Raw genomic sequence first — 19,345 nt, forward strand, 5'->3', positions numbered from 1 at the left:
TTAAGGATTGATTATTCTTTCCTTAATGTCATCAGCATAAATTGTTTTTCTAAATTTGTCAAAGGTTGATGATACGGGATTTGTTAATAATGTTTAAAAATGTCCTAAAGTTAAAAAAATAGGGATTTATTATCCCTTTATTGATAGAACCTTATATTGATATTTACTCTATAGAGTTCATCATTAGCGCTTTTGTCTGCCATCCAGACGGTGGATTTTCTCTGTGGGCCCTTCACTCCTTCTACAGAACCGCCTCTATTCCATTTGCCGCCATTTCCAGACTCAACTGTGAGTTTGACCACACCTTGCAGATCACGGAGATATGAATTAACTGTCAGTATCTTATTGTCTCCGGAAATTTCCGCTTTGAAATTATCCAGGACTAGATTGTCATCAACTGCAATTGCGATGTTTTGCAGTTTATTTTTTGGGACAGTAAAATAAACCTCCACTACACCATTGCTTCTGAAACTGGCATATTTTTGAACATACGCTACATTATTTTCGTAGCTTCTATTGTTGTATGCACCGACCAGGGGCTCTTTTACGGGGAGGCCTTTGACAGTAATTCCGTTGAGAGTATTTCCTTCAATTTTTTTCGAATCATCTAAACTGTTGGAATCTGTGATTCCAGTATTTTCGGAAATTGGCTGTTTGATGGCCGTTTCTGCTACTTTCGGCGCTATTGTCTCCGGACCTTTGTCCGACACGCATCCCGAGATCAACAAAGCTCCCGCAAGCAGAAATACTGCCAATATTTTCAATTTTATTCTCATTCTTTCACGTCCTTTTTGTTTTGTTTTCCATATTTCAAGGATCAATTTGTCTTATCCTCAATGCCACCAGCATAAAGTTTTTTTTGAGATTTGTCAAGAATTGAGGCATCTATTGTCCCATTACTAAAAAGTCCCCTCTCGAGAGGGGCAGGGGTGTGTGAGTTGGGAAGCGCGGCTAGGTCGCTTTGAGTTAATTTGATAAACAAAAAAACACAAATCTCTCTGAGGTTCAAGGTCTGCACCTTGTCCACAAGGTCAGATCCTTGAAGAACCGGCGAAGACATCGAACAACTTCATTTATTATCGGAGGATCCGACTTCTTTGAGGGGGTGCGGACCTCTTTTGTTCTCGGACTTCCCTGTTCCTTCCACACAAGAGGAAGAGGCCAGGTGGATTTGGAATCAGGGCCCTCGGATCTCGATCAGACCAGATATTTTTTCATTATTTCTTTGTAATTTTTGCAGAAATCAGTCACGAAAGATTGGTCGGGAAAGAAATTCTGAAGATCATATGCGAGCTTTCTTTCATCGACCTCCTTTTCGATTTTGTTTTTCAGGACTTGTTTCAGTTCATTCTCGTCTTTGATGGAGAAAGCCTTTTCAAGGACAGCAAAGTCAGGACTGATGCCTTTGCTGAGATACCAGAATAGGTCATAGAAGTCGCGTCCCTTTATGTCGATAACATTGTTTTTTCCCTTGAACCATTTTCGTCCCAGTATCGCCATGATCTTTCCGGTCATCAGAAATTTTAGGGTGTAATTTTTGGCAAGAAAATTGAAGCCGAATGAAGAGACTGGGGAAAGCTCGGTTTCAAATACTTCGAATTGGCTGATCTCCGGCTCGATTTTGACATAGAGAAAATCGCTTTTTTCTCCATAAATAAGACCAAGATCTTTCAGGATCGGGAATTTGAGATAGAGCCTGTTTTTTCCCTGGACCCGGAAGGAAGGAACTATAAGGAAATTGTTTTCAAAATATGCAGAAAGTGCCGTGCCCATTTTTTCCAGATCCAATGTCCGGAAATCAGATTCTTCGAGGTCAAAGTCCAGGTCTTCGGAAAGTCGCGACAAGCCATAGCAAATGCGAAGGCACGATCCGCCGGTGAAGATGAAGTTTTTATATTCTTTGCTGTTATATATATAGCTCAGAACTGGAAATTGCAGGACCTCTTTAAGGAAGTTTGCGATCACAAAATCAGGAAGCCCGGCTCTCTTTTTCTCCTGCACCAGGGTTTTCATGGTCTCTTTAAGCATAATATTGTTCATTAATGAGTTTAAATAGTGTATTCATGCGTTTGTTGTTGCATATTTTTATGTATTCTTCCATTTTTTTGATGTCGGAAGCGGAAATATTTTCCCAGTTGAGGCGCAGATCTTCCAGCGCTTCTCGGTTTATTTCACGCTTGCTCAAAAAGCGAAGATAGAGAAAATCAAACAGAGCTTTTGCTTTTTCGGCTTCAAGAACGGGCGCGCCTTGAAAATATTTGACGGAATATCCGCAAAAAAGCTTCGGGCTTATTGAGTAATAGCGGAAGCTTCCGAGCTTGTTCACAATTTCCCTTCCTGTTTTTACGGTCATTGAAGTCAGGGCGTTGGCCGGTTCGCTCAGGATCTGATATTTGGAAAGCGTATATTCCATTGAGAGATAGGATGGCATCACCATTTGATTGGCGATGTATTCGAGATAGGAGTTCTTGTCTCCTTCCATGCGGAATCGGTCGCTTAGCACGTATAGGCCGTTTTTCAGGCCAATGAGTTTCCCGTTTTTAAGCCAATATTTGATGTTGGCATTCAGCGATTCAGGGTCGCTTTCAAGCGATCGAAGCGTATTTTTGCTGAAAACAAGGAACTTTTGGCTTATTTTCTCAAAATCATTATAGTTCATTATATATGTTTATGATATAGTATAATAATTATACCAAAACGTGAACGAATGTCAAGAGCTTGGAATTCTGTTAAGTTGAAATTTTGGTGAGTGCACTCACCTAATTCTTGCGAAGTGGCTGGAGTCGTAAAGATTAAAACTGTCATAAAAAAGAGACGGCATTTAAGTCGTCTTTATTAGTTTTTCCGGATGTCTTGCAGTTGGATTTGGTTGAGCGGGCGGAGCATTAACTTTTGTAATTTCAACGCTCCATTCCCATTCTTTTATGGCATCGATCCCTGGGCAATTCCCTCCGCCTGCTTCTGTTATACATTTTTCCATCATAACTGTTTTAGAACTCTTTTTGTTTCTTAGTTTAAACTGATATTCCAGATAGAACCTGGCATTATCTGGTTTCAACTCAGAAACAACAGTAATAGCTTTGCCAGCGTATACTTTGATTTTAAGATCTCCGAGATCTAATGTTTGTGGTTGCGTCGAGTCTTCAAAGAAATCATACCAGTTATCTGACTTAAAAACTTCTATTTTTGATTGCGCATCGCTGTTCTTTGGCGTTTCAGTAACTCCCGGACCGACGTTTCCGGAGTTGCCCGAACTTCCCGAACTGCCAGGACTTGCCTCACTAATTGCTACTTCTGTTACTTTTGGCGATATTGTTCCCGGGTCTTTATCCGACACGCATCCCGAGATCAACAAAGCTCCCGCAAGCAGAAATATTGCCAATATTTTCATTCTTATTTTCACTTTTTCACATCCTTTTTGTTTTGTTTTCCATATTTTAAGGATCAATTTGTCTTATCCTCAATGCGAACATCATAAAGTGTTTTCTGGGTTTTGCAAACACTATCGGCTGGAAAGTGGAGGGTAGAATGTGGAAAGTGGCAAATTGTTGAAGAATCTTTTGATATTGCTCCATGACCATATTGTTCTATTATTAATAATCCCCTCTTGAGAGGGGCAGGGGTGTGTGAGTTGGGAAGCGCGGCTAGGTCGCTTTGAGTTAATTTGATAAACAAAAGAACGCAAATCTCTCTCAGGTTCAAGGTCTGCACCTTGTCCACAAGATCAGATCCTTGAAGAACCGGCGAAGACATCGAACAACTTCATTAATTATCGGAGGATCCGACCTCCTGCTGGAGGTGCGGACCTCCTTCGTCCCCGGATCTCCCCGCTCTTTCTGCACAAGATGAGGAGACCTGGTGGATTTGAGAATAAACTGTATTGCAATAACTTTTGAGTTGTATTAGAATGAAGATAATAAATGAAATATTCTTACTTTCAAAACAGGCCATGAATATCGATGAAAACAAATTAAAAGAAATACTAAAGGAGCAAAGTGATGATTTCAAGCGGCATGTGAGCGTGATTTCGGAAGATTTTCATTCGAGCGTGAAGCTGATCTCTGAACAATATAGTTCAATCAAAGAAACGCTGGATCGTCATACTGAGATACTAGATTCTCACTCCGAAACACTTGAATCGCATGGTAGAATACTTGAATCGCATACCAAAACACTCGAATCTCACACAAGAACTCTTGATTTTCACACTGAGATGATAGGCTCACTGAAGGAAGATGTGGAAATCATCAAAACTGATGTGGAGTTTGTGAAAAACTCTCTCAAGAAAAAGGTTGATGCTGAAGAGTTTTCGGTTTTGGAAAGAAGAGTCGCTGCACTGGAGTCAAAGGTCAGGGCGAGATAGAGTTTATCGTTTTAGAAATATGCCACACTTCCGGTTGAGGGGTGGTTTTTTGTTTTGTTGTGACATCTCATCCCTCCTTTATGAAAAGGAGGGTTAGGGTGGATTTGAATTAATCCGGTAAGCAAAAGAACGCAAATCTCTCTCAGGTTCAAGGTCTGCACCTTGTCCACAAGATCAGATCCTTGAAGAACCGGCGAAGACATCGAACAACTTCATTAATTATCGGAGGATCCGATCTCCTGCTGGAGGTGCGGACCTCCTTCGTCCTCGGACCCCTCCATCCACTTTGTCCAAGACAGACAGACTATGTGGGCTTGGATCGATCTGAAGATAAGGGAAATTGACACTCGTTTTTTGTGGAGTATAATAGAAATATAATTTGAATAGGTTATTGCAATGCTTTCGGACAAAGATGTTCAAAAACTGGTAAAAGTTTTCGCGACTCGCGATGAGGTGATTTCAAAGAGCGAATTGGGTGAATTAAAACGCGATTTCGGCAATCTTCAATTGTCTATTGACTCTTATGCCAAGAGGGCTGATGCTTATTTTCAGGAAATGGCGATGTTTTCACATAAGATCGATCGTCAGGAAAGATGGATCCAGGAAATTGCGAAAAAAATCGGAATGAAATTAGATTATTGATCAAAAAATATTTTTTGATTTTACTTCCTACTTCCTTTTTATAAGTGAAGTTTTTTCATTTTGACCGGGAATATCGCACGAAATAAAAAAAGAAACAAGTTTATTGTTTCTTGTAAGCTCTTTCTATTTCGCTTTCCCTTATCAATTGAAATCCCAGATTCATGAGCCTGGTTCCGACCGAGAGCATCAAAATGCCATAAACGAGCAAGCCGTTCAGGTTGAGCAGTTCGGGAGGGATTTGCATTCCTTGGGCGACCTGGGCGCCATTTTTAAACAGTGGCGCGAGGTTTTGCTTCCCGCTATACACGTCATTTACGTATAATCCCATCATTATCACGATCACAAGACCTATGCCGATGAATGTCCATCCGGTTTTTTTCTTCAGGGAAACTGTGTTAACCATTTCTATACCTCCGATCTGAAAATCCTGAATAAAGAATAGTATATTATGGGATAAAAGTAAATGAGCCGGGATATTGACAAAAACTATATTATATGCTATGCTTTTATGTTTGCTGTGCTAATTAAACAGCAAATATTCAGGTTCGTTGAAAAATAATCTTTCGGTTAAAATAGCGCTAAATGGTTTTTGGCGTTGTTTCAACCGAAGGATTCACAAGAATTCCATCGGTCCGATAGTATACGAACAAGAATAAAAGTAATGAATAGTTAAGGAGAAAAAGAAGAAAACAGGTGATTAACATGGTAGATGCAAAAACAATAGGTATCGGAGCGGTAATAGTGCTGGTTATACTGGCATTCAGCGGATGGAGCATGTATATCGGACTGAACAATGCAAGACTCGACGCGGACAAGGCAAGAAGTGATGTCGCTGTCAAAATGAAAGACAGGCATGATGTCATACCTGCATTTATAAATGCTGCCGAAGCCAGTTTCAAGGCTCAGGATAAGATTCTTACAAACTATGCGAAGAACAGAGAAGGTTTGGATCGGGCAGAGAAACTATATAACGAAGCTCGTAACAATTCAGATGATCCTGACGCGCCTGTAAAGATGGCTGAGGCTATCAGAGAGGCACAGAATAGTTTTGAAGGCATAATCATAAATGCCCGCCAGGAATCGGTACCTGATGTAGATATTGAGGCGCTTATTCGGCTACAGAATGAAATTTCTGTGAGGCAGAATGTGATCTCGGGTTTCTGGCTCGACTACAATGCGGTTGTAAACGAATATAACAAAAAGGTTACAAACCCGCCTTCATCGATCGTGGCATCTTTCTTTGGCTTCAAGACAAGAAAGACATTTGAAGCCACTGCCGAAGAAGAGGCAATGCCAGACACAAAGATAAACGTTTAATCGGATTGGAGAACCCAATCCCTTTATTTTAAAGAGGTGAAGTTATGAATTTTGACAGAGATTACGGAAATGAAAGAAAGGGAAAACCTTCGAAAATAGTGATTTCGGCTATAATAGCAATGATCTTGGTCGGGCTGTATTTATTAGTGCCTGCGACAAGCAAAGCAATATATGCACCCCCCAGAGAGAACATCACAGTCGTAACCAATCTGCCATATCCTCCTTTTGAGGACTTGGCAGGCGGTGAATTCACCGGTTTGGATATCGATATTGCATATAAATTCGGGGACAAATACAACACAAGAGTGATTGTGACGGACGTTCCTGAATTTGATGACATATTCCTGGCATTGAAAGACGGAAAGGCGGATATGGCTATTTCGGCCATTACGATCAGTTCCGGCAATTCCAGCAGAAGCAATTTATCCGATTTTTCAATTGGATATTACAATGCTTCACAGGCAGTGCTAGCTATGGAAAATGGAAAGTTCAAGATCGCAAACGAATTATTCGCGGGCGATTTCAAGGGCATGAGGGTGGGATATCAGGGATCCACCACAAATGAAGGCTGGGCAGCGGCAAATCTGTTCGGAAAAGTAGATCTTGCCGGCAATGTATCCTTCGGCGATGTCGACAGCGGATTACAGATATTGAGATCCGGCGATATTGACGGGATCATTTTGGATGAACCGGCCGCACGCGCTCTTGAAAAGAAAAATCCCGGAATGGTGGTTGCTGGAGTTATCAACAACACTCAAGAGGAATATGGGATAGCCGTGAAGAAAGGCGATCCGAAAAAACTGCTCCCGAAGATCAACGAGCTCATCAAAGAGCTGAAAGGGAACGGGGAGTATGAGAAATTGATCAAGAAGCACTTCGGAGGCGGTCAGAAATGAAAACGATAACCGCATATCTGATGCTGTTCCTTGTCGTTTCTTTGTCGATTCCTATGGTGTTGGCACAAGAAAATACGGTCCCGAGGGGAAAGTATATATACGATGAAAGAGGAACCTTGAGCATTCAAGATACTCTCTTTCTGAGTTCTTCCTTATGGAAGCTGGATGCGAAAACGGGATATCAAACCGTGTATGTGTTTCCAAAGGACAATCTTACCGAAAGGGAAATGGCGAAGTGGTTCAATGATCACGGAGTGGGAAATGCCAAAACCGAAACCGGTTTAGCTTTCTTCATATTTCCGGACAATTCCGTTTTCGGAATGATCGGAAGAAAACATGATCGGATCGGAACACCATATCTGTCGTATTTTTCGGCAAGATCTCTTGCTGGCATAGAGAATGACAGAACAAGGGCTCTGAACAATCTGACGTTTGATCTGAAGAAAGAATTGGGAGTTTCAGCGACATACGAGAGAGCATATAATACCGGAAAGGCGGTGGCGGATAACTTTCACATAATCATGGGCTGGGCATTTATGATCTCTTTGTTTGTGTTGCTATACAAACAGAAAGATGGCTACCAGTCGAGTGATCTTGTTTTGCCAGCGATCATTTTGGTCCTCACACTTTTCGCGGTGGGCATAATGTCGCTTGGCTCAAATGACAGTTTGCCGTCATACACAAAAGAATTCGGCATAACAACTTCCACGAAGCTGAAAGACCACGAATATACAGAACGTCATTGCAGCGGATCTGGTGATGACGAGATTTGCTGGTGGGACCGTCATACGGAATACTTCAATTATGTGACCATAACATCATATGATTTTAAGGTCTATAATTACCGGTTCTACAGCAAAGACAATAAATGGGCATGGGAACGGAAGGAAGGAGAACTACTTGGATTGGATGTGTACATTCAAGGAAATTCAGTCTCATCGGTAGAATTACCGGTCAGAGATAATTCGGGCGGTCGCACGGAGTATATGGGAACCTGGATTAAGACGACGAACGTAACAAAAAAATAAAGGCAGTGAACGCACTGTCCTTTTTTTATGGATAAAAAGTCCCCTCTCGAGAGGGGCAGGGGTGTGTGGGTTGGGAAGCGAGGCCAGACCTTGGAAATAACGGAAAATCATTGGCAGAGCGGAGAGGGTGGGATTTGAACCCACGGTCCCGATGAAGAGACGCTGGTTTTCGAAACCAGTACGTTAAACCGCTCTGTCACCTCTCCGCTCTGTCAATGATTGTTGAGAATTTTATATAAACAAGCAACTAGGTTTGCAGATTACCATATTGGAGGATTTTCCGCCTTCGGCGGACCAGTCGCAGGCCGGCGAAACCAGTACGTTAAACCCTGTCTTCCGGCCCGCTTCGCCGAAGGCTGACAGCGAGGCGAGCATGCAGGCGCTCTGTCACCTCTCCGGAATTGGGATGTAGAAAGTCGAAAGTGGCAGGTAGAAAGAACAATATCAAACTACTTACTACTAATCCACTTTATCACATAATGAAAAAAAGAAAAGAGTATTTACTCTTTATCTTATCGGTGAAAGCCTTTCTCTGAATACTTTTAAATTGTGGATAAAAGTATCATATATTCTTTTTAGGCGGGGCCTTTTGTCCCCGGCTTTCGCGGATCTTATCAAAATATCATTTATTTCGAATTCTTTTTCCGCTGGCATTCTATCATCCTCTTTCTGAGCTCTAGTCTATAGGGAAAAATGAACTAAGTCAATAATGTGGTGGCAAAAAAAACGCCCCATGGCGAGCCAGGCGTTTCTGTCATATGTCGGACTATTTTGAAGCCAGTTTATAGGCGATTGCCATAATGATCGCCCCAAGGAGCAATATCGAGGAAATTATGGGAAGTATCTTGTATTTACTCATATGGGGTAATGTAAGTTATGGTGTTGGTCATTGAACAGACGTTAGGATGTCTATAAATTTGAATGTATCGTCTTTTGTCGTTGCGATAACGAGAATGTTTTTGTGGATGAAATAGTCTATTGCAGAGTCCTTGTCCGGGAGGGAAACATATCTTATGCTGATATTCTTATAGCTTCCGGCCTGGAAATAGCTGTTTTGTATATCAGAGGTTCTGTCCGAGATGAACAGCGGATTCAATCCGTCTTTCATCTTTATCCTGTCTTTTTCCCAACTGTTCATTGTGGTTTGCATGGATTCCGGAGATTTCAATCTGATCGCTATTGCGAATCTCATTGTCAGCTTGGATGTTTTGGAAATTATTAAGCTATAGTCGTTTTCAGTCGCGCCCATGAAGTTCTGGGGCAAGGCTGGTACATTGAAACCGATCCCCCCAAGAGCGTTTTTCAGGTCGACGATATCCCCCTTATCATTTTTAATAATAAGCCTGAATAATTTTAAGTTCGGATCCGATGCGAATTTCTTGCCGGCCTCATCCCTGAGGGCAGTGGGGTTTTTCAGTTTCTCTGCGGTTATTTCAAGAGAATCCTTTATCTGGGAAAGTTCTTTGAGTTCGTTCCCTGTGATCACAGGCACTATAATATCGGGCGGTTTGACCTCGATCTTTGAAAGATAGCCATAGAGGGCCGCTCCTCCGATCACAATGACCAGAACGGCAAGGATCAGGATATTTCTCAGGAATGGAGAGGACCTGATGTGATATTTGCTCATTATCCTTTCTCTTAACCTCTTCTTCTCTTCCTTCTCGGAAATGACAATATTCTTCGCGACCGCTACCCTGCTTTCAAGGTCCTTAAGGTTTGCGTCCAGGTGGCGCTCTTCTATGTGTTTTCTGATCGAGCTGTAGTGTTCTTGTTTTCCGAAAACCAGCCTGCTTGTCGGAGAAACATACTGGGAGTCCAGATAGTTCCTGCGAGCTTTTGTAAGCTCATCTTCTTTTTTCAAGTCCGATTTCGAGCTGCTTTTTATGACTCCTGAGGTATTTTCAAATTCATTTATTTTTTCCGGTTTAATGATGGATGACTGTTTTTCCTGAGGGAGATTCGAGAATTTTTCCTCTACGCTTTCTATTTTTGCGGCGGAAAGAGTTTTATCCTCGGAGATCTTTTTGAAATAATCTTTGGCATCCGTTTTTTTTGCCGGGGTTGCCGCCGAGGTATTCTTTTCTTCAGTTTTCCGGTTTTCGGCAGGGACCTGCATGGCCTCCTTGTCGTTTTTGGCTGTTTGAACGGGCGCGGTTTCTGTCACGGGCTTGGCTTGCGAGATCTCTTTTTCCAAGCCGAACAAGCGTTCTCTTATTTTCTTCATTATGGGTTTTTCTTCTCCCGACCCCGTATTTTTTATAGGAACGGTTTTCTGTTCCGGAGAAGTTACCAGTGTTTCTTTGATCCCGAGAGACTTTAGAGAAGGTTTTTCGGCGGGTTTGATGAGCTTGTCCAGGTATGTTGTTGCGGCCGGTGCTGCTGTTTTTTTGGCTTGCATACTCGGGACAGCGGACGTCCTGGCGGGCGCTTGGGGTATCGCTTTCACTTCGGAATCGGTTATGACAGTGTCAGATCTTTTGTTCCTTGACATTTTTTCGAGAAGCTCTTTCAATTCATTCTCTTTTTTCGTAATACTTTCCAAAACTTCCTTTGTCTCTGTGATTTTTTCTTCCAAGGCGCGGCCATTTGCCTGCGGTGCGGGCTGTTCGGCTGGAATGGCCTTTTCCATAATGTTTTTTGCGCTTATCATCTTTTCCGGCGCGGTTTCCGGCTTTTTTTCTTCAGATGCCGGCGTTGGTCTTGAAACCGGCTTTATCAGTGTATTCAAGTCGGGTTTTTCAAACGGTGTTTTATCTGCAATCGGAGTTTTCAAAGGCTCTATGATCTTTTCCGGCTCCTGTTTGGGTATTACGGAAGGTTTCACGGCAGGCAGCGCTATCTTGGCGGCAATTGCCGGTTCTTTTTGCGGTTCTGTATCCGGCACTATCTCTTTTTCTTTGTCCTCAGACGCTGTCAGCGGTTTTTCGCGTTCGCCCTCTCTTTTCGATATCCTGTCGATAAGAGCTTTGAGCTCGGTTGCTTCTGAGGTTGAGGTTTTTATATCTGGAATGTATGATGGTGCAGCTGTTTTTTGGCTTGAGGGTGGAACAACTCCTGATTTGTTCTTTGAAAGCCTGTCAACGATATTGCGGAGTTCCTTGGTTTTCAGGTCATGGCCTTCGGAATCGTTTTTTGGCAATGGAAAACCGGCACTCGGTTTTTGGCCGGGCAGCACGCTCGAAGTTCCGGATGAAAGCGTTGCAGACTTCTGCTGCTTTTCGGGAATTTTCATGGATTGGGACACCTTGTTCTCTATTTCGAGAAGGTCGTCTTTCATTGTTTTTATTTTTGTACCGTTCGACATGTATGTTTATTTTATCTCATCGATCAACTCATAAAACATGCGATAGTATGATCTACCGAATTCGCATGCTATATGACAGCAATCTTATAAATAAGCTATATGCCTTTGTGTGTAAGGTTTATCCTGCCCTGAGAATCGATCTCTTTCACTTTGACCGCAATGACATCGCCAATCTTTACGACATCTTCAACCCTGTTCACTCTGGTCGGGGCAAGTTCGGAAATATGCACGAGGCCTTCTTGGCCGGGGAGTATCTCAACGAAAGCTCCGAAGTTCATTATTCTGGTGACCTTTCCCTGGAAAAGTTCTCCGGGAGCGACTTCGCGCACTATATTTTTGATCCAGGCGGCGGCTTTTATTGCAGCTTCGGCATTTTTTGAGGTTATCATAACGAGTCCGTCATCTTCAATATCGATGGTCACTCCGGTGTCGGCAATTATTTCGTTTATAACTTTTCCGCCAGGCCCGATGACATCGCGGATCTTGTCAGTGTTGATCCTGAAGGAGGTTATTCTGGGAGCATAAACAGAGAGGTCTTTTCTGGATTCCGGTATGGCCTTTTTCATTATCTCCATTATCTTGAGCCTTGCGTCTTTAGCTTTTGCAAGGGTTTTTTCGATTATTTCAACGGTTATTCCTTCGATCTTTACATCAAGTTGGATGGCGGTCACTCCATTTTCTGTTCCCGCTATCTTGAAATCCATGTCTCCATGATGATCTTCCGGTCCCTGAATATCGGTTAGTATGGTATAATCTTTTTCATCTTTCATGATGAGCCCCATGGCAATTCCGGCGGCGGCTCTTGGGATCGGTACGCCGGCATCCATGAGCGCGAGAGAGCTTCCGCAAACGCTTGCCATCGAGCTTGATCCGTTCGATGAAAGGGTTTCAGAAACGAGCCTGATCGTATATGGGAAACTTTCCTTGTCCGGTATCAGGGGTTCGATAGCTTTTTCAGCCAATGCTCCGTGTCCGATCTCGCGGCGTCCGGGTCCTCGCATCGGAGCGACTTCTCCCACTGAGAATGCCGGGAAAGAATAGTGATGCATGAATCTTTTTGTCCCTTCTTCTTCCATGCCGTCGAGGGTCTGTTCGTCTCCCGGAGCTCCGAGAGTGGCGATTGTGAGGGCCTGCGTCGCTCCCCTGTTGAAAAGTCCCGTTCCGTGAGTCCTTGGAAGTATTCCGACACTTGCGCTGATCGGCCTCAGTTCGTCCATTTTTCTTCCGTCAGGCCTCTTCTTTTCATCGAGTACATATTTCCGAAGCAGAGAGTCCATTTCTTCTTCAACAATGAGATCCGCTATTTTCATGATGTCTTCGCCGAATTTTTCTACGGCAAAAGTCTTAAGCTCTTCGTTAAGTTTCGTCTTGATCTCGGCTTGCTTGTCCTTATCTTTCTCGGTCATCAGCGCGTTGAGCTTTCCATGGAGGAATTTCTTGATCTCGTCTTCCGTTTTCTCATCGGCCTGAAGAACCTTGACCGCCTTTTTCTTTTTGCCTATTTTTGAAATTATTTCATTTTGAAAATCGATCACGTCCTTAATCGTGTCTTCGATGGCTTTCACCGCTTCGACGATATCGGATTCCGGAACTTCTTTTCCTTCCGCTTCGATCATATTCACCCTGCCGATCTTTCCGGTCACTATTATGTTGTACTGGCTTTTCTTGCGCTGTTCGTAGCTGGGATTTATGACGATCTTTTCGTCAACCTTTGCTGCTCGAACCGCTCCGACCGGTCCGTCCCACGGTATGTCGGAAATTGCCAGAGCCGCAGAAGCTCCGATCACCGCCAAATAATCCGGATCGGTCTCCTGGTCGACAGAAAGAACTGTGAGAACGACTTGGATGTCGTTCCTGGTTCTTCCATTGAAAAGCGGTCTGATGGTTCTGTCCACAATACGTCCGGAAAGTATCGCTTCGTCGGATGGGCGCCCTTCTCTTTTGATGAATCTGCTTCCTTTTATCTTTCCCGCAGCGTACAGTCTTTCTTCATAGTCGCACATGAGGGGGAAATAATTCATCCCCTCTCGGACGTGTCCGCTCATTGTCGCCGTTGCCAGGATTACAGTGTCGCCATACTGGATGGTTACCGATCCATTGGCTTGTCCGGCCAGCTTGCCGGCTTCGATCGTCATAGTTCGTCCCGCGATCTCCCTTTTAAATGTCTTGATGTCCATTTTTTTGTTCCCTTATGCCGCTTTGTTTTGCAAACTCTAGACTAATATCGTTTGTGCGATATTCCTCTAACTGTTTGCAAACCAGCGCGACTGATTAGTTGTTAATTGCTTTTTATGAAAAGTTATAAAAAGTTCAAAAGACGTTTATGCTCCGCTATTTTTGTCTTTAACTTCATATTCGACATTTTCAACGAATTTATCGTCTTGTTTCTTCTTCTTCATCGCATTTGCGATGATGTCGTATAAATATGAAACCAAAGCCAAAAAAGCAGCCTTTTTCAGCACTTTCATTTTTTCGGATGCTTTTGCTTTTAATTTTGAAAACATAAGACTTGAATTGTTATGTTGCTCTATCATTGTATCGTCCCATTGTTTCTGGCAATACAACAATACGTGATTACTTTATCAAAAATCTTCTTTTATCTTTGCTCAGGTCGATGAAATCGTCAGCAACATTGATGAGCTTGCTGGAAGAGCTTTCCGAAAAAGCTATGATCTCAACGCGGCAGCCTTTGTTGACTTTGAGGTACTCAACCAATGGCTCATAGTCCCCGTCTCCGGAGACAATTACAACCACATCGAGCTTGTCTGCGAGTTTGATCGTGTCAACCGCAAGTCCGACATCCCAGTCGGCTTTTTTCGCCCCGCCGGCGAAGATCTGCAAGTCTTTCTCTTTTATTTCAAAACCGAGCTTTCCCATCGCCTCAAAAAATGTTTTTTCTTCCCCGGTTTCAGTTCTTATTACGTAGGTTATGGCTCTTATCAGGTTTCTTCCCGCAACCGCCACCTGAAGCACTTCTTTGAAATTAACTCTCGCTTTATACAGATTCTTCGAGCTGTGATACATATTTTGAGCATCGACAAAAACACCGACCCTCTGATCTTTATGCTTTATGGTCGTATATTTTGAGAATTCCTCGCTAAGCTTTTTCTTCATCAGCGCTTTCGTTAGTTTGCTTAACTTCCTTCAGTTTCAGGGCTTTTGTCAGTTTCGCATATCTCGCCTCATCATTATTCTTGATGTCCTTGAGCAGTTTTTTTCTTTTCGAGACCATTTGCAAAAGACCTCTTCTCGAATGATTATCTTTCTTGTTCTTTTTTAGGTGGTCCGTAAGCTCCTTGATCCTCTCCGTCAGGACGGCAACTTGGATATCCGATGATCCGGTATCGCTTTTATGAATCGCAAACTTGGTGATTATTTTCTTTTTCTTCTCTTTTTTGATCATTTTATAATCTGATTATTAATTAAACTCTAACTTGATTTATTCCATGCTCGTACAGCGGAATGGATGCGACAAGTCCTCGGGCCATTCTTTGTGTTTCAGCCGTATCAAACAAGACGGCACAAACAATAAATAGACTCATGTCTTGCAATTAAAGTATAACATATTTTTTGAAGTTAGACAAATCCCGGAGTATGTCGTAAAATGTGACTAGAAATATGTTATTTACCGCCATCTTAACAAAAATCAAACCAAAGCTATTGCTTTAGCCGCTTGATGCTATTTATGGATTCTTACTGATCGGCGTTGTTCCCGATCTTGCAGTGGCTTAATATTAATAATAAAATGCAAAAATGTCAATAGATATCATAAGAAAGCTGAAAACCGAATTTCTTGAATATCTGGAAATTGAAAAGAACAGATCTCAGCTCACCATCAGGAACTATGATCACTATCTTGAGTATTTCTTGGATTGGGCCGAAGTGAAGCGCGCGGAGGAAATAAATGCTGATCTGGTGAGAAAATTCAGGCTTTTTTTGAATCGCAGGAAGGAAAATAACCAGAAGGAGCTGAAAAAGGTGACGCAGGATTATTATATAATAGCCATCAGAGGCTTTTTGAACTATCTTGCAAAGCGCGACATTAAGACGCTTCCGAGCGAAAAGATCGAACTTGGAAAAACACAAGACAGGGAGGTTGAGTTCCTTGAGCCTTTGGAGGTCGAGAAGCTTCTTTCCGTTGTTGCTGGCGAGGATCTTTCGAGTGCGCGGGACCGGGCCATACTGTCGCTTCTTTTCTCAACCGGGCTTCGAGTTTCCGAGCTTACTGGGCTGAATCGGGACAGTATGAATTTCGAAAGCGGAGAGTTTCCGGTCAGGGGAAAAGGCGGGAAGATCAGGCTGGTTTTCATCTCAGATAGCGCAAAAAAAATAATCCGAGATTACCTGGAAAAGAGAAAGGACGTCGAGCCCGCTCTTTTTGTGAGGATCAGGGATAGAAAGTCCAAGGAGAAGGATAACGAAGCAAAAGGCGCGGGTTTGAGACTGACCCCGAGAAGCGTGCAGAGGATCGTCAGGAAATATGCCATAAGGGCGGGAATAGTGAAGAAAGTGACTCCGCATACTCTGAGGCACAGCTTTGCAACGGATCTTCTTTTCAACGGCGCGGATATCCGGAGCGTGCAGACCATGCTCGGACATTCAAGCATAACGACGACCCAGATATATACGCATATAACGAACAAGCAACTCAAGGATGTGTATAGAAAATATCACTCCAAAGGCGGATGAGCAGATCAGTCCAAAAGACTTGATTATTAACGAAAACTGGTGTATTGTTTTAAGGTGATAGAAATTTAAAATTTAAAAATAAAAGTGAAAAATGACAGTTTAAAATGTAAAAATATCAACATTTTTATTTTTTTTGCATTGTCATTTTGATCTTTGAATTTTGATCTTTGAATTTTCATATGCAGGCGTGGCGGAATTGGCATACGCGCATGGCTTAGGACCATGTTCTTCGGAGTGTGGGTTCGACTCCCACCGCCTGCACCAATCGTGAAGCATGAAACATAAAACATAAGGCATGGAGCATGAAACAGGAGGCCTGGGGCCAAACAGAATCTCAGTTACGTTTTAGCGAAGTCTCCAAGCATAAAATATACTCGTACAACATGAATTTACCCAATTATAAAAAATGCGAGGAATTTGCCGGCGTATTATTTATCATATTTTCGGGATTGGTCATAACGGCGCTCTATAAGATCAGCAACTATATGACCTTTCCGAATCTTGATGAGCTTTTGTGGCAGACAAGATCAAGAGTATTTTGGGATAAGATCACAACATTCGATTTTTCGGGGCTCATACAATCGGCACAACCGGGGATAATGGTATATTGGTTCACGGGGTTCATGATGAAATTCGTAGATTTCGATTTTTCATACATGAATTATCTTGTTGAAAAGGAGGAGGCTGCCGGCGGTAACTTCAATGACGTAATGAACACCAACGATCAAGCTGTATATGCAATATATGAAAGAGTGAGCTTTCTCTTCAACTTTCCGCTGATCATGCTGATGGTTGTTTTTTTTATCCTTTTTTATTATCTTATAAGAAAAATCGGATTTAACCGGGTCATCGCTTCTTTCTCATTGTTTTTTCTTGTTTCGAACATTTTCTTTATCTATTGGACGACTCCCAGCGACAAGATGCTGAATATTTTTATGACTCTCAGCACGCTGACCTTTCTTGTCTATATGAGAAACAGGGCATCGAAAAAATATCTGGTTTATTCCGCAATATTCGGTTCCTGGGCGGTGCTTTCCAAGATATCGGCGCTGTTCATTATTCCGTTCTTTTTTATGGTTTACGCGTATTATCTTTGTCCGATCGATAGAAAAAAGATCATTATTGTCTTTAAAGATGCGGCAGTCTGGGCAATTGTCTTTTGTCTGGTATCGATAATTTTTCTTCCGACAATAGTAACAAATCCTGTCGAGATCTATAATCTTATTTTTACAACCAGCGGGAATGTCTATGAAACGACCTATGGGGCCAAAAGTTTTGTATTCAAGCTGCCGGATTATCTCGGGCCGATGTTTATGATCCTCGGAAGCAGCATGTCTCCCGGCATAATCATATATCTGGTCGTTTTTGCATATCTTGCGTCGAAAAAAAAATACAGGAGCTTGTTCGATTATGGTCCCAGAAAGGAAGTTAATATTATCGGAGCATATATTATCCTTTTCATGATCGAGGTGGCGGTGCTTAGTATAAATCATGATATACGATTCATGTCCCCCGCTTTTGTCATGCTTAATATTATAGCGGGCGTGGCTTTTTATAACGTGATGGAGATCATCAGGAAAAAGCTGAATTTCGGCCTGATATATTATTATCAAATGGCAATGATCGTCATTATTCTGTCACAGATCCTGACCATATTTTCAACCGGACTTATGATGCAAGAATTCATAAAAAAAATATTCAATAGGTCGTAAGGTCTGCGGACAATCATTGTTGGGACACATAAACTGATCTTATATGGCAAAATTATTTTCAAAAATAAACAAAGATGCCGCATGCCTTTTTTTTGTGGCGGCTGCGGGTTTTTTCTTTATGCTTTTTTTTAAAGAGAAACATTCCATCAGTTTTATGAACCTTGATGAATTCTTGTGGATGTACAGGTCCAGGTTTTTCATTGACAGGATCATGGGTCTGGATTTCGGTAATCTGATACAGTCTTCGCAGCCCGGGATAATGGTTATGTGGTTTGCCGGTCCATTTATGAAACTCATTGACTTTGATTTTACGAAGATCCAGCTGCTGATCCAAAACCTGAACGAGGCCGGAGGATATAATGTCATCAATGATACCGGCAGGAACTATTATGTAGGATATGAATTTATAAGCTTCATGTTCAATATTCCGGTGATCCTTCTGATGCTGGTATTTTTTCCGGCGTCATATTCGCTTATGCGGAGGCTCGGGATCGGAAGAAGGGCGATATTTCTGTCGCTTCTCCTTATTGCCACGACGCCCTATTATGTTTTTTTTACGACGCCCACCGATAAGCTTGTCGGAATATTTTCAACCTTAAGCATTCTTTCGTTTCTGGTGTTCCTTGCAAAAAAAGGCGGCAAAGGGTTCATCTATCTTTCCGGTTTTGTCGGTTCCTGGGCGGCGCTTACGAAGATGTCGGCTTTATTCCTTATTCCGTTCTTTCTGTTCGCGCTGCTGGTTTATGTGTTCAAGAAAAGCGATCTTGCGGACTTGAAAGTGTTTCAAAAAAAGGCGGGAGTTTGCGCGAAAGTTTTCTCGGGATGGCTTTTGGCGTTCATCGTCACGAGTATAATATTTCTTCCGACGATTATCACAGATCCGAGGCAGGTTGCCGGATTATTCATTAGGGAAAGTGATTCAAGATACTTGATCCAGAATGCCGAGGCGCAAGATCCGGGAAGCCTTTCCCTGTTCGATTCGGTGAGGAACTATCTTGAGGACCCATTCCTCCCCTCTTTCAATTTTTTCGTTATCATGGCTTTTCTTGCGTTCCTATTCTTGATTATTCGGAGGATTGAGTATAAAATAAATGTACGAAAAGAGATCTTGCTGTTGTATATTTTTGTATTCTCATTTCTGATCTTTTCGGCGACGTTCAGCAGAACATACTCTTTCAGATACATAATGCCGGCCCTGGTTGTTTTTCAGATAATTTCGGGATGGGCGGTTTATGAGTTTTTCGAGATATTCAGGCGAAAGAACAGTGTTTATTCCAGAAATGAGATCTTTGCCTGGGCGGTTGTTGTCATTCTCATTTCACAGGCGCTTCTTATCCACTATTCTGAAATTGCGCCGATAGAATGATTTATTTTAGCAGATATACAAACCGGAT

General features: G+C 42.4%; 18 protein-coding genes and 2 tRNA genes. 9 read left to right on the forward strand and 11 right to left on the reverse strand.

The genetic code is table 11. The features are described 5' to 3' along the window. Positions 1–137: 137 nt before the first annotated feature. The 4 genes from WC788_06270 to WC788_06285 all read right to left on the reverse strand — a co-directional run bounded on the left by WC788_06270 (position 138) and on the right by WC788_06285 (position 3,448). A complete protein-coding gene (locus WC788_06270; protein ID MFA6097206.1) occupies positions 138–776 on the reverse strand; it encodes a hypothetical protein in 639 nt (212 codons plus the stop codon). A gap of 421 nt (positions 777–1,197) precedes the next feature. Beyond that, entirely contained in the window at positions 1,198–2,028 is an 831-nt protein-coding gene (locus tag WC788_06275) for a nucleotidyl transferase AbiEii/AbiGii toxin family protein (GenBank protein ID MFA6097207.1), read from the reverse strand. Next, a complete protein-coding gene (locus WC788_06280; protein MFA6097208.1) occupies positions 2,021–2,659 on the reverse strand; it encodes a hypothetical protein in 639 nt (212 codons plus the stop codon). Before WC788_06280 ends, WC788_06275 begins: the two co-directional genes overlap by 8 nt. 162 nt (positions 2,660–2,821) lie before the next feature. Next, complete coding sequence (locus tag WC788_06285; protein MFA6097209.1) at positions 2,822–3,448, reverse strand: hypothetical protein; 627 nt, start codon at positions 3,446–3,448, stop codon at positions 2,822–2,824. 459 nt (positions 3,449–3,907) lie between these two features. On the opposite strand from WC788_06285, the gene WC788_06290 reads away from it, so the two are divergent. Continuing rightward, the gene (locus WC788_06290; protein MFA6097210.1) at positions 3,908–4,363 is read left to right on the forward strand and encodes a hypothetical protein; all 456 of its coding nucleotides are present in this window, start codon (positions 3,908–3,910) and stop codon (positions 4,361–4,363) included. 396 nt (positions 4,364–4,759) lie between these two features. Further along, positions 4,760–5,005 carry a hypothetical protein gene (locus WC788_06295; GenBank protein ID MFA6097211.1) on the forward strand — a complete coding sequence of 82 codons (246 nt, stop codon included), beginning with the start codon at positions 4,760–4,762 and terminating at the stop codon, positions 5,003–5,005. A 100-nt stretch (positions 5,006–5,105) separates the two neighbouring features. Here WC788_06295 and WC788_06300 read toward each other — a convergent pair whose 3' ends face one another. Continuing rightward, on the reverse strand, positions 5,106–5,408 hold the full coding sequence (locus WC788_06300) for a hypothetical protein (GenBank protein ID MFA6097212.1): 303 nt from the start codon (positions 5,406–5,408) through the stop codon (positions 5,106–5,108). A gap of 299 nt (positions 5,409–5,707) precedes the next feature. On the opposite strand from WC788_06300, the gene WC788_06305 reads away from it, so the two are divergent. Genes WC788_06305 through WC788_06315 form a run of 3 tightly spaced genes read left to right on the forward strand, consistent with a single transcriptional unit; the run spans position 5,708 to position 8,246 of the window. Beyond that, positions 5,708–6,322 (forward strand): LemA family protein, encoded by a 615-nt coding sequence (locus tag WC788_06305; protein ID MFA6097213.1) that lies wholly within the window; start codon positions 5,708–5,710, stop codon positions 6,320–6,322. Positions 6,323–6,366: 44 nt separating this feature from the next. Beyond that, positions 6,367–7,218: an ABC transporter substrate-binding protein gene (locus WC788_06310; protein MFA6097214.1), complete on the forward strand. Its 852-nt coding sequence runs from the start codon at positions 6,367–6,369 to the stop codon at positions 7,216–7,218. After that, positions 7,215–8,246: a hypothetical protein gene (locus WC788_06315; GenBank protein MFA6097215.1), complete on the forward strand. Its 1,032-nt coding sequence runs from the start codon at positions 7,215–7,217 to the stop codon at positions 8,244–8,246. Before WC788_06310 ends, WC788_06315 begins: the two co-directional genes overlap by 4 nt. A gap of 119 nt (positions 8,247–8,365) precedes the next feature. Here WC788_06315 and WC788_06320 read toward each other — a convergent pair. From WC788_06320 to rpsO, 6 genes are all read right to left on the reverse strand, one after another. Continuing rightward, a tRNA-Ser gene (locus WC788_06320) sits at positions 8,366–8,452 on the reverse strand. 680 nt (positions 8,453–9,132) lie between these two features. Beyond that, positions 9,133–11,550, reverse strand: a complete 2,418-nt coding sequence (locus WC788_06325; GenBank protein ID MFA6097216.1) for a hypothetical protein — start codon at positions 11,548–11,550, stop codon at positions 9,133–9,135. 95 nt (positions 11,551–11,645) lie between these two features. Beyond that, positions 11,646–13,727, reverse strand: a complete 2,082-nt coding sequence (locus WC788_06330; protein MFA6097217.1) for a polyribonucleotide nucleotidyltransferase — start codon at positions 13,725–13,727, stop codon at positions 11,646–11,648. 144 nt (positions 13,728–13,871) lie between these two features. After that, a complete protein-coding gene (locus tag WC788_06335; protein MFA6097218.1) occupies positions 13,872–14,084 on the reverse strand; it encodes a hypothetical protein in 213 nt (70 codons plus the stop codon). Between the two features lie 40 nt (positions 14,085–14,124). Then, positions 14,125–14,664 carry an NYN domain-containing protein gene (locus tag WC788_06340; GenBank protein ID MFA6097219.1) on the reverse strand — a complete coding sequence of 180 codons (540 nt, stop codon included), beginning with the start codon at positions 14,662–14,664 and terminating at the stop codon, positions 14,125–14,127. Then, positions 14,648–14,953: a 30S ribosomal protein S15 gene (rpsO, locus tag WC788_06345; protein ID MFA6097220.1), complete on the reverse strand. Its 306-nt coding sequence runs from the start codon at positions 14,951–14,953 to the stop codon at positions 14,648–14,650. Before rpsO ends, WC788_06340 begins: the two co-directional genes overlap by 17 nt. 350 nt (positions 14,954–15,303) lie before the next feature. Between rpsO and xerA the strand changes: the two genes are divergently transcribed. From xerA to WC788_06365, 4 genes are all read left to right on the forward strand, one after another. Then, complete coding sequence (gene xerA, locus WC788_06350) at positions 15,304–16,239, forward strand: site-specific tyrosine recombinase/integron integrase (GenBank protein ID MFA6097221.1); 936 nt, start codon at positions 15,304–15,306, stop codon at positions 16,237–16,239. Positions 16,240–16,420: 181 nt separating this feature from the next. Further along, positions 16,421–16,503 (forward strand) — tRNA-Leu (locus tag WC788_06355). Positions 16,504–16,622: 119 nt separating this feature from the next. Further along, positions 16,623–17,951, forward strand: coding sequence for a hypothetical protein (locus WC788_06360; protein MFA6097222.1), 1,329 nt, complete (start codon positions 16,623–16,625; stop codon positions 17,949–17,951). A 43-nt stretch (positions 17,952–17,994) separates the two neighbouring features. Continuing rightward, on the forward strand, positions 17,995–19,317 hold the full coding sequence (locus tag WC788_06365) for a hypothetical protein (GenBank protein ID MFA6097223.1): 1,323 nt from the start codon (positions 17,995–17,997) through the stop codon (positions 19,315–19,317). The last annotated feature ends 28 nt before the right edge of the window (positions 19,318–19,345 follow it).

The organism is Candidatus Paceibacterota bacterium (assembly GCA_041661265.1).
Lineage (GTDB): Bacteria > Patescibacteriota > Minisyncoccia > JAHIHE01 > JAGLIN01 > JBAZUT01.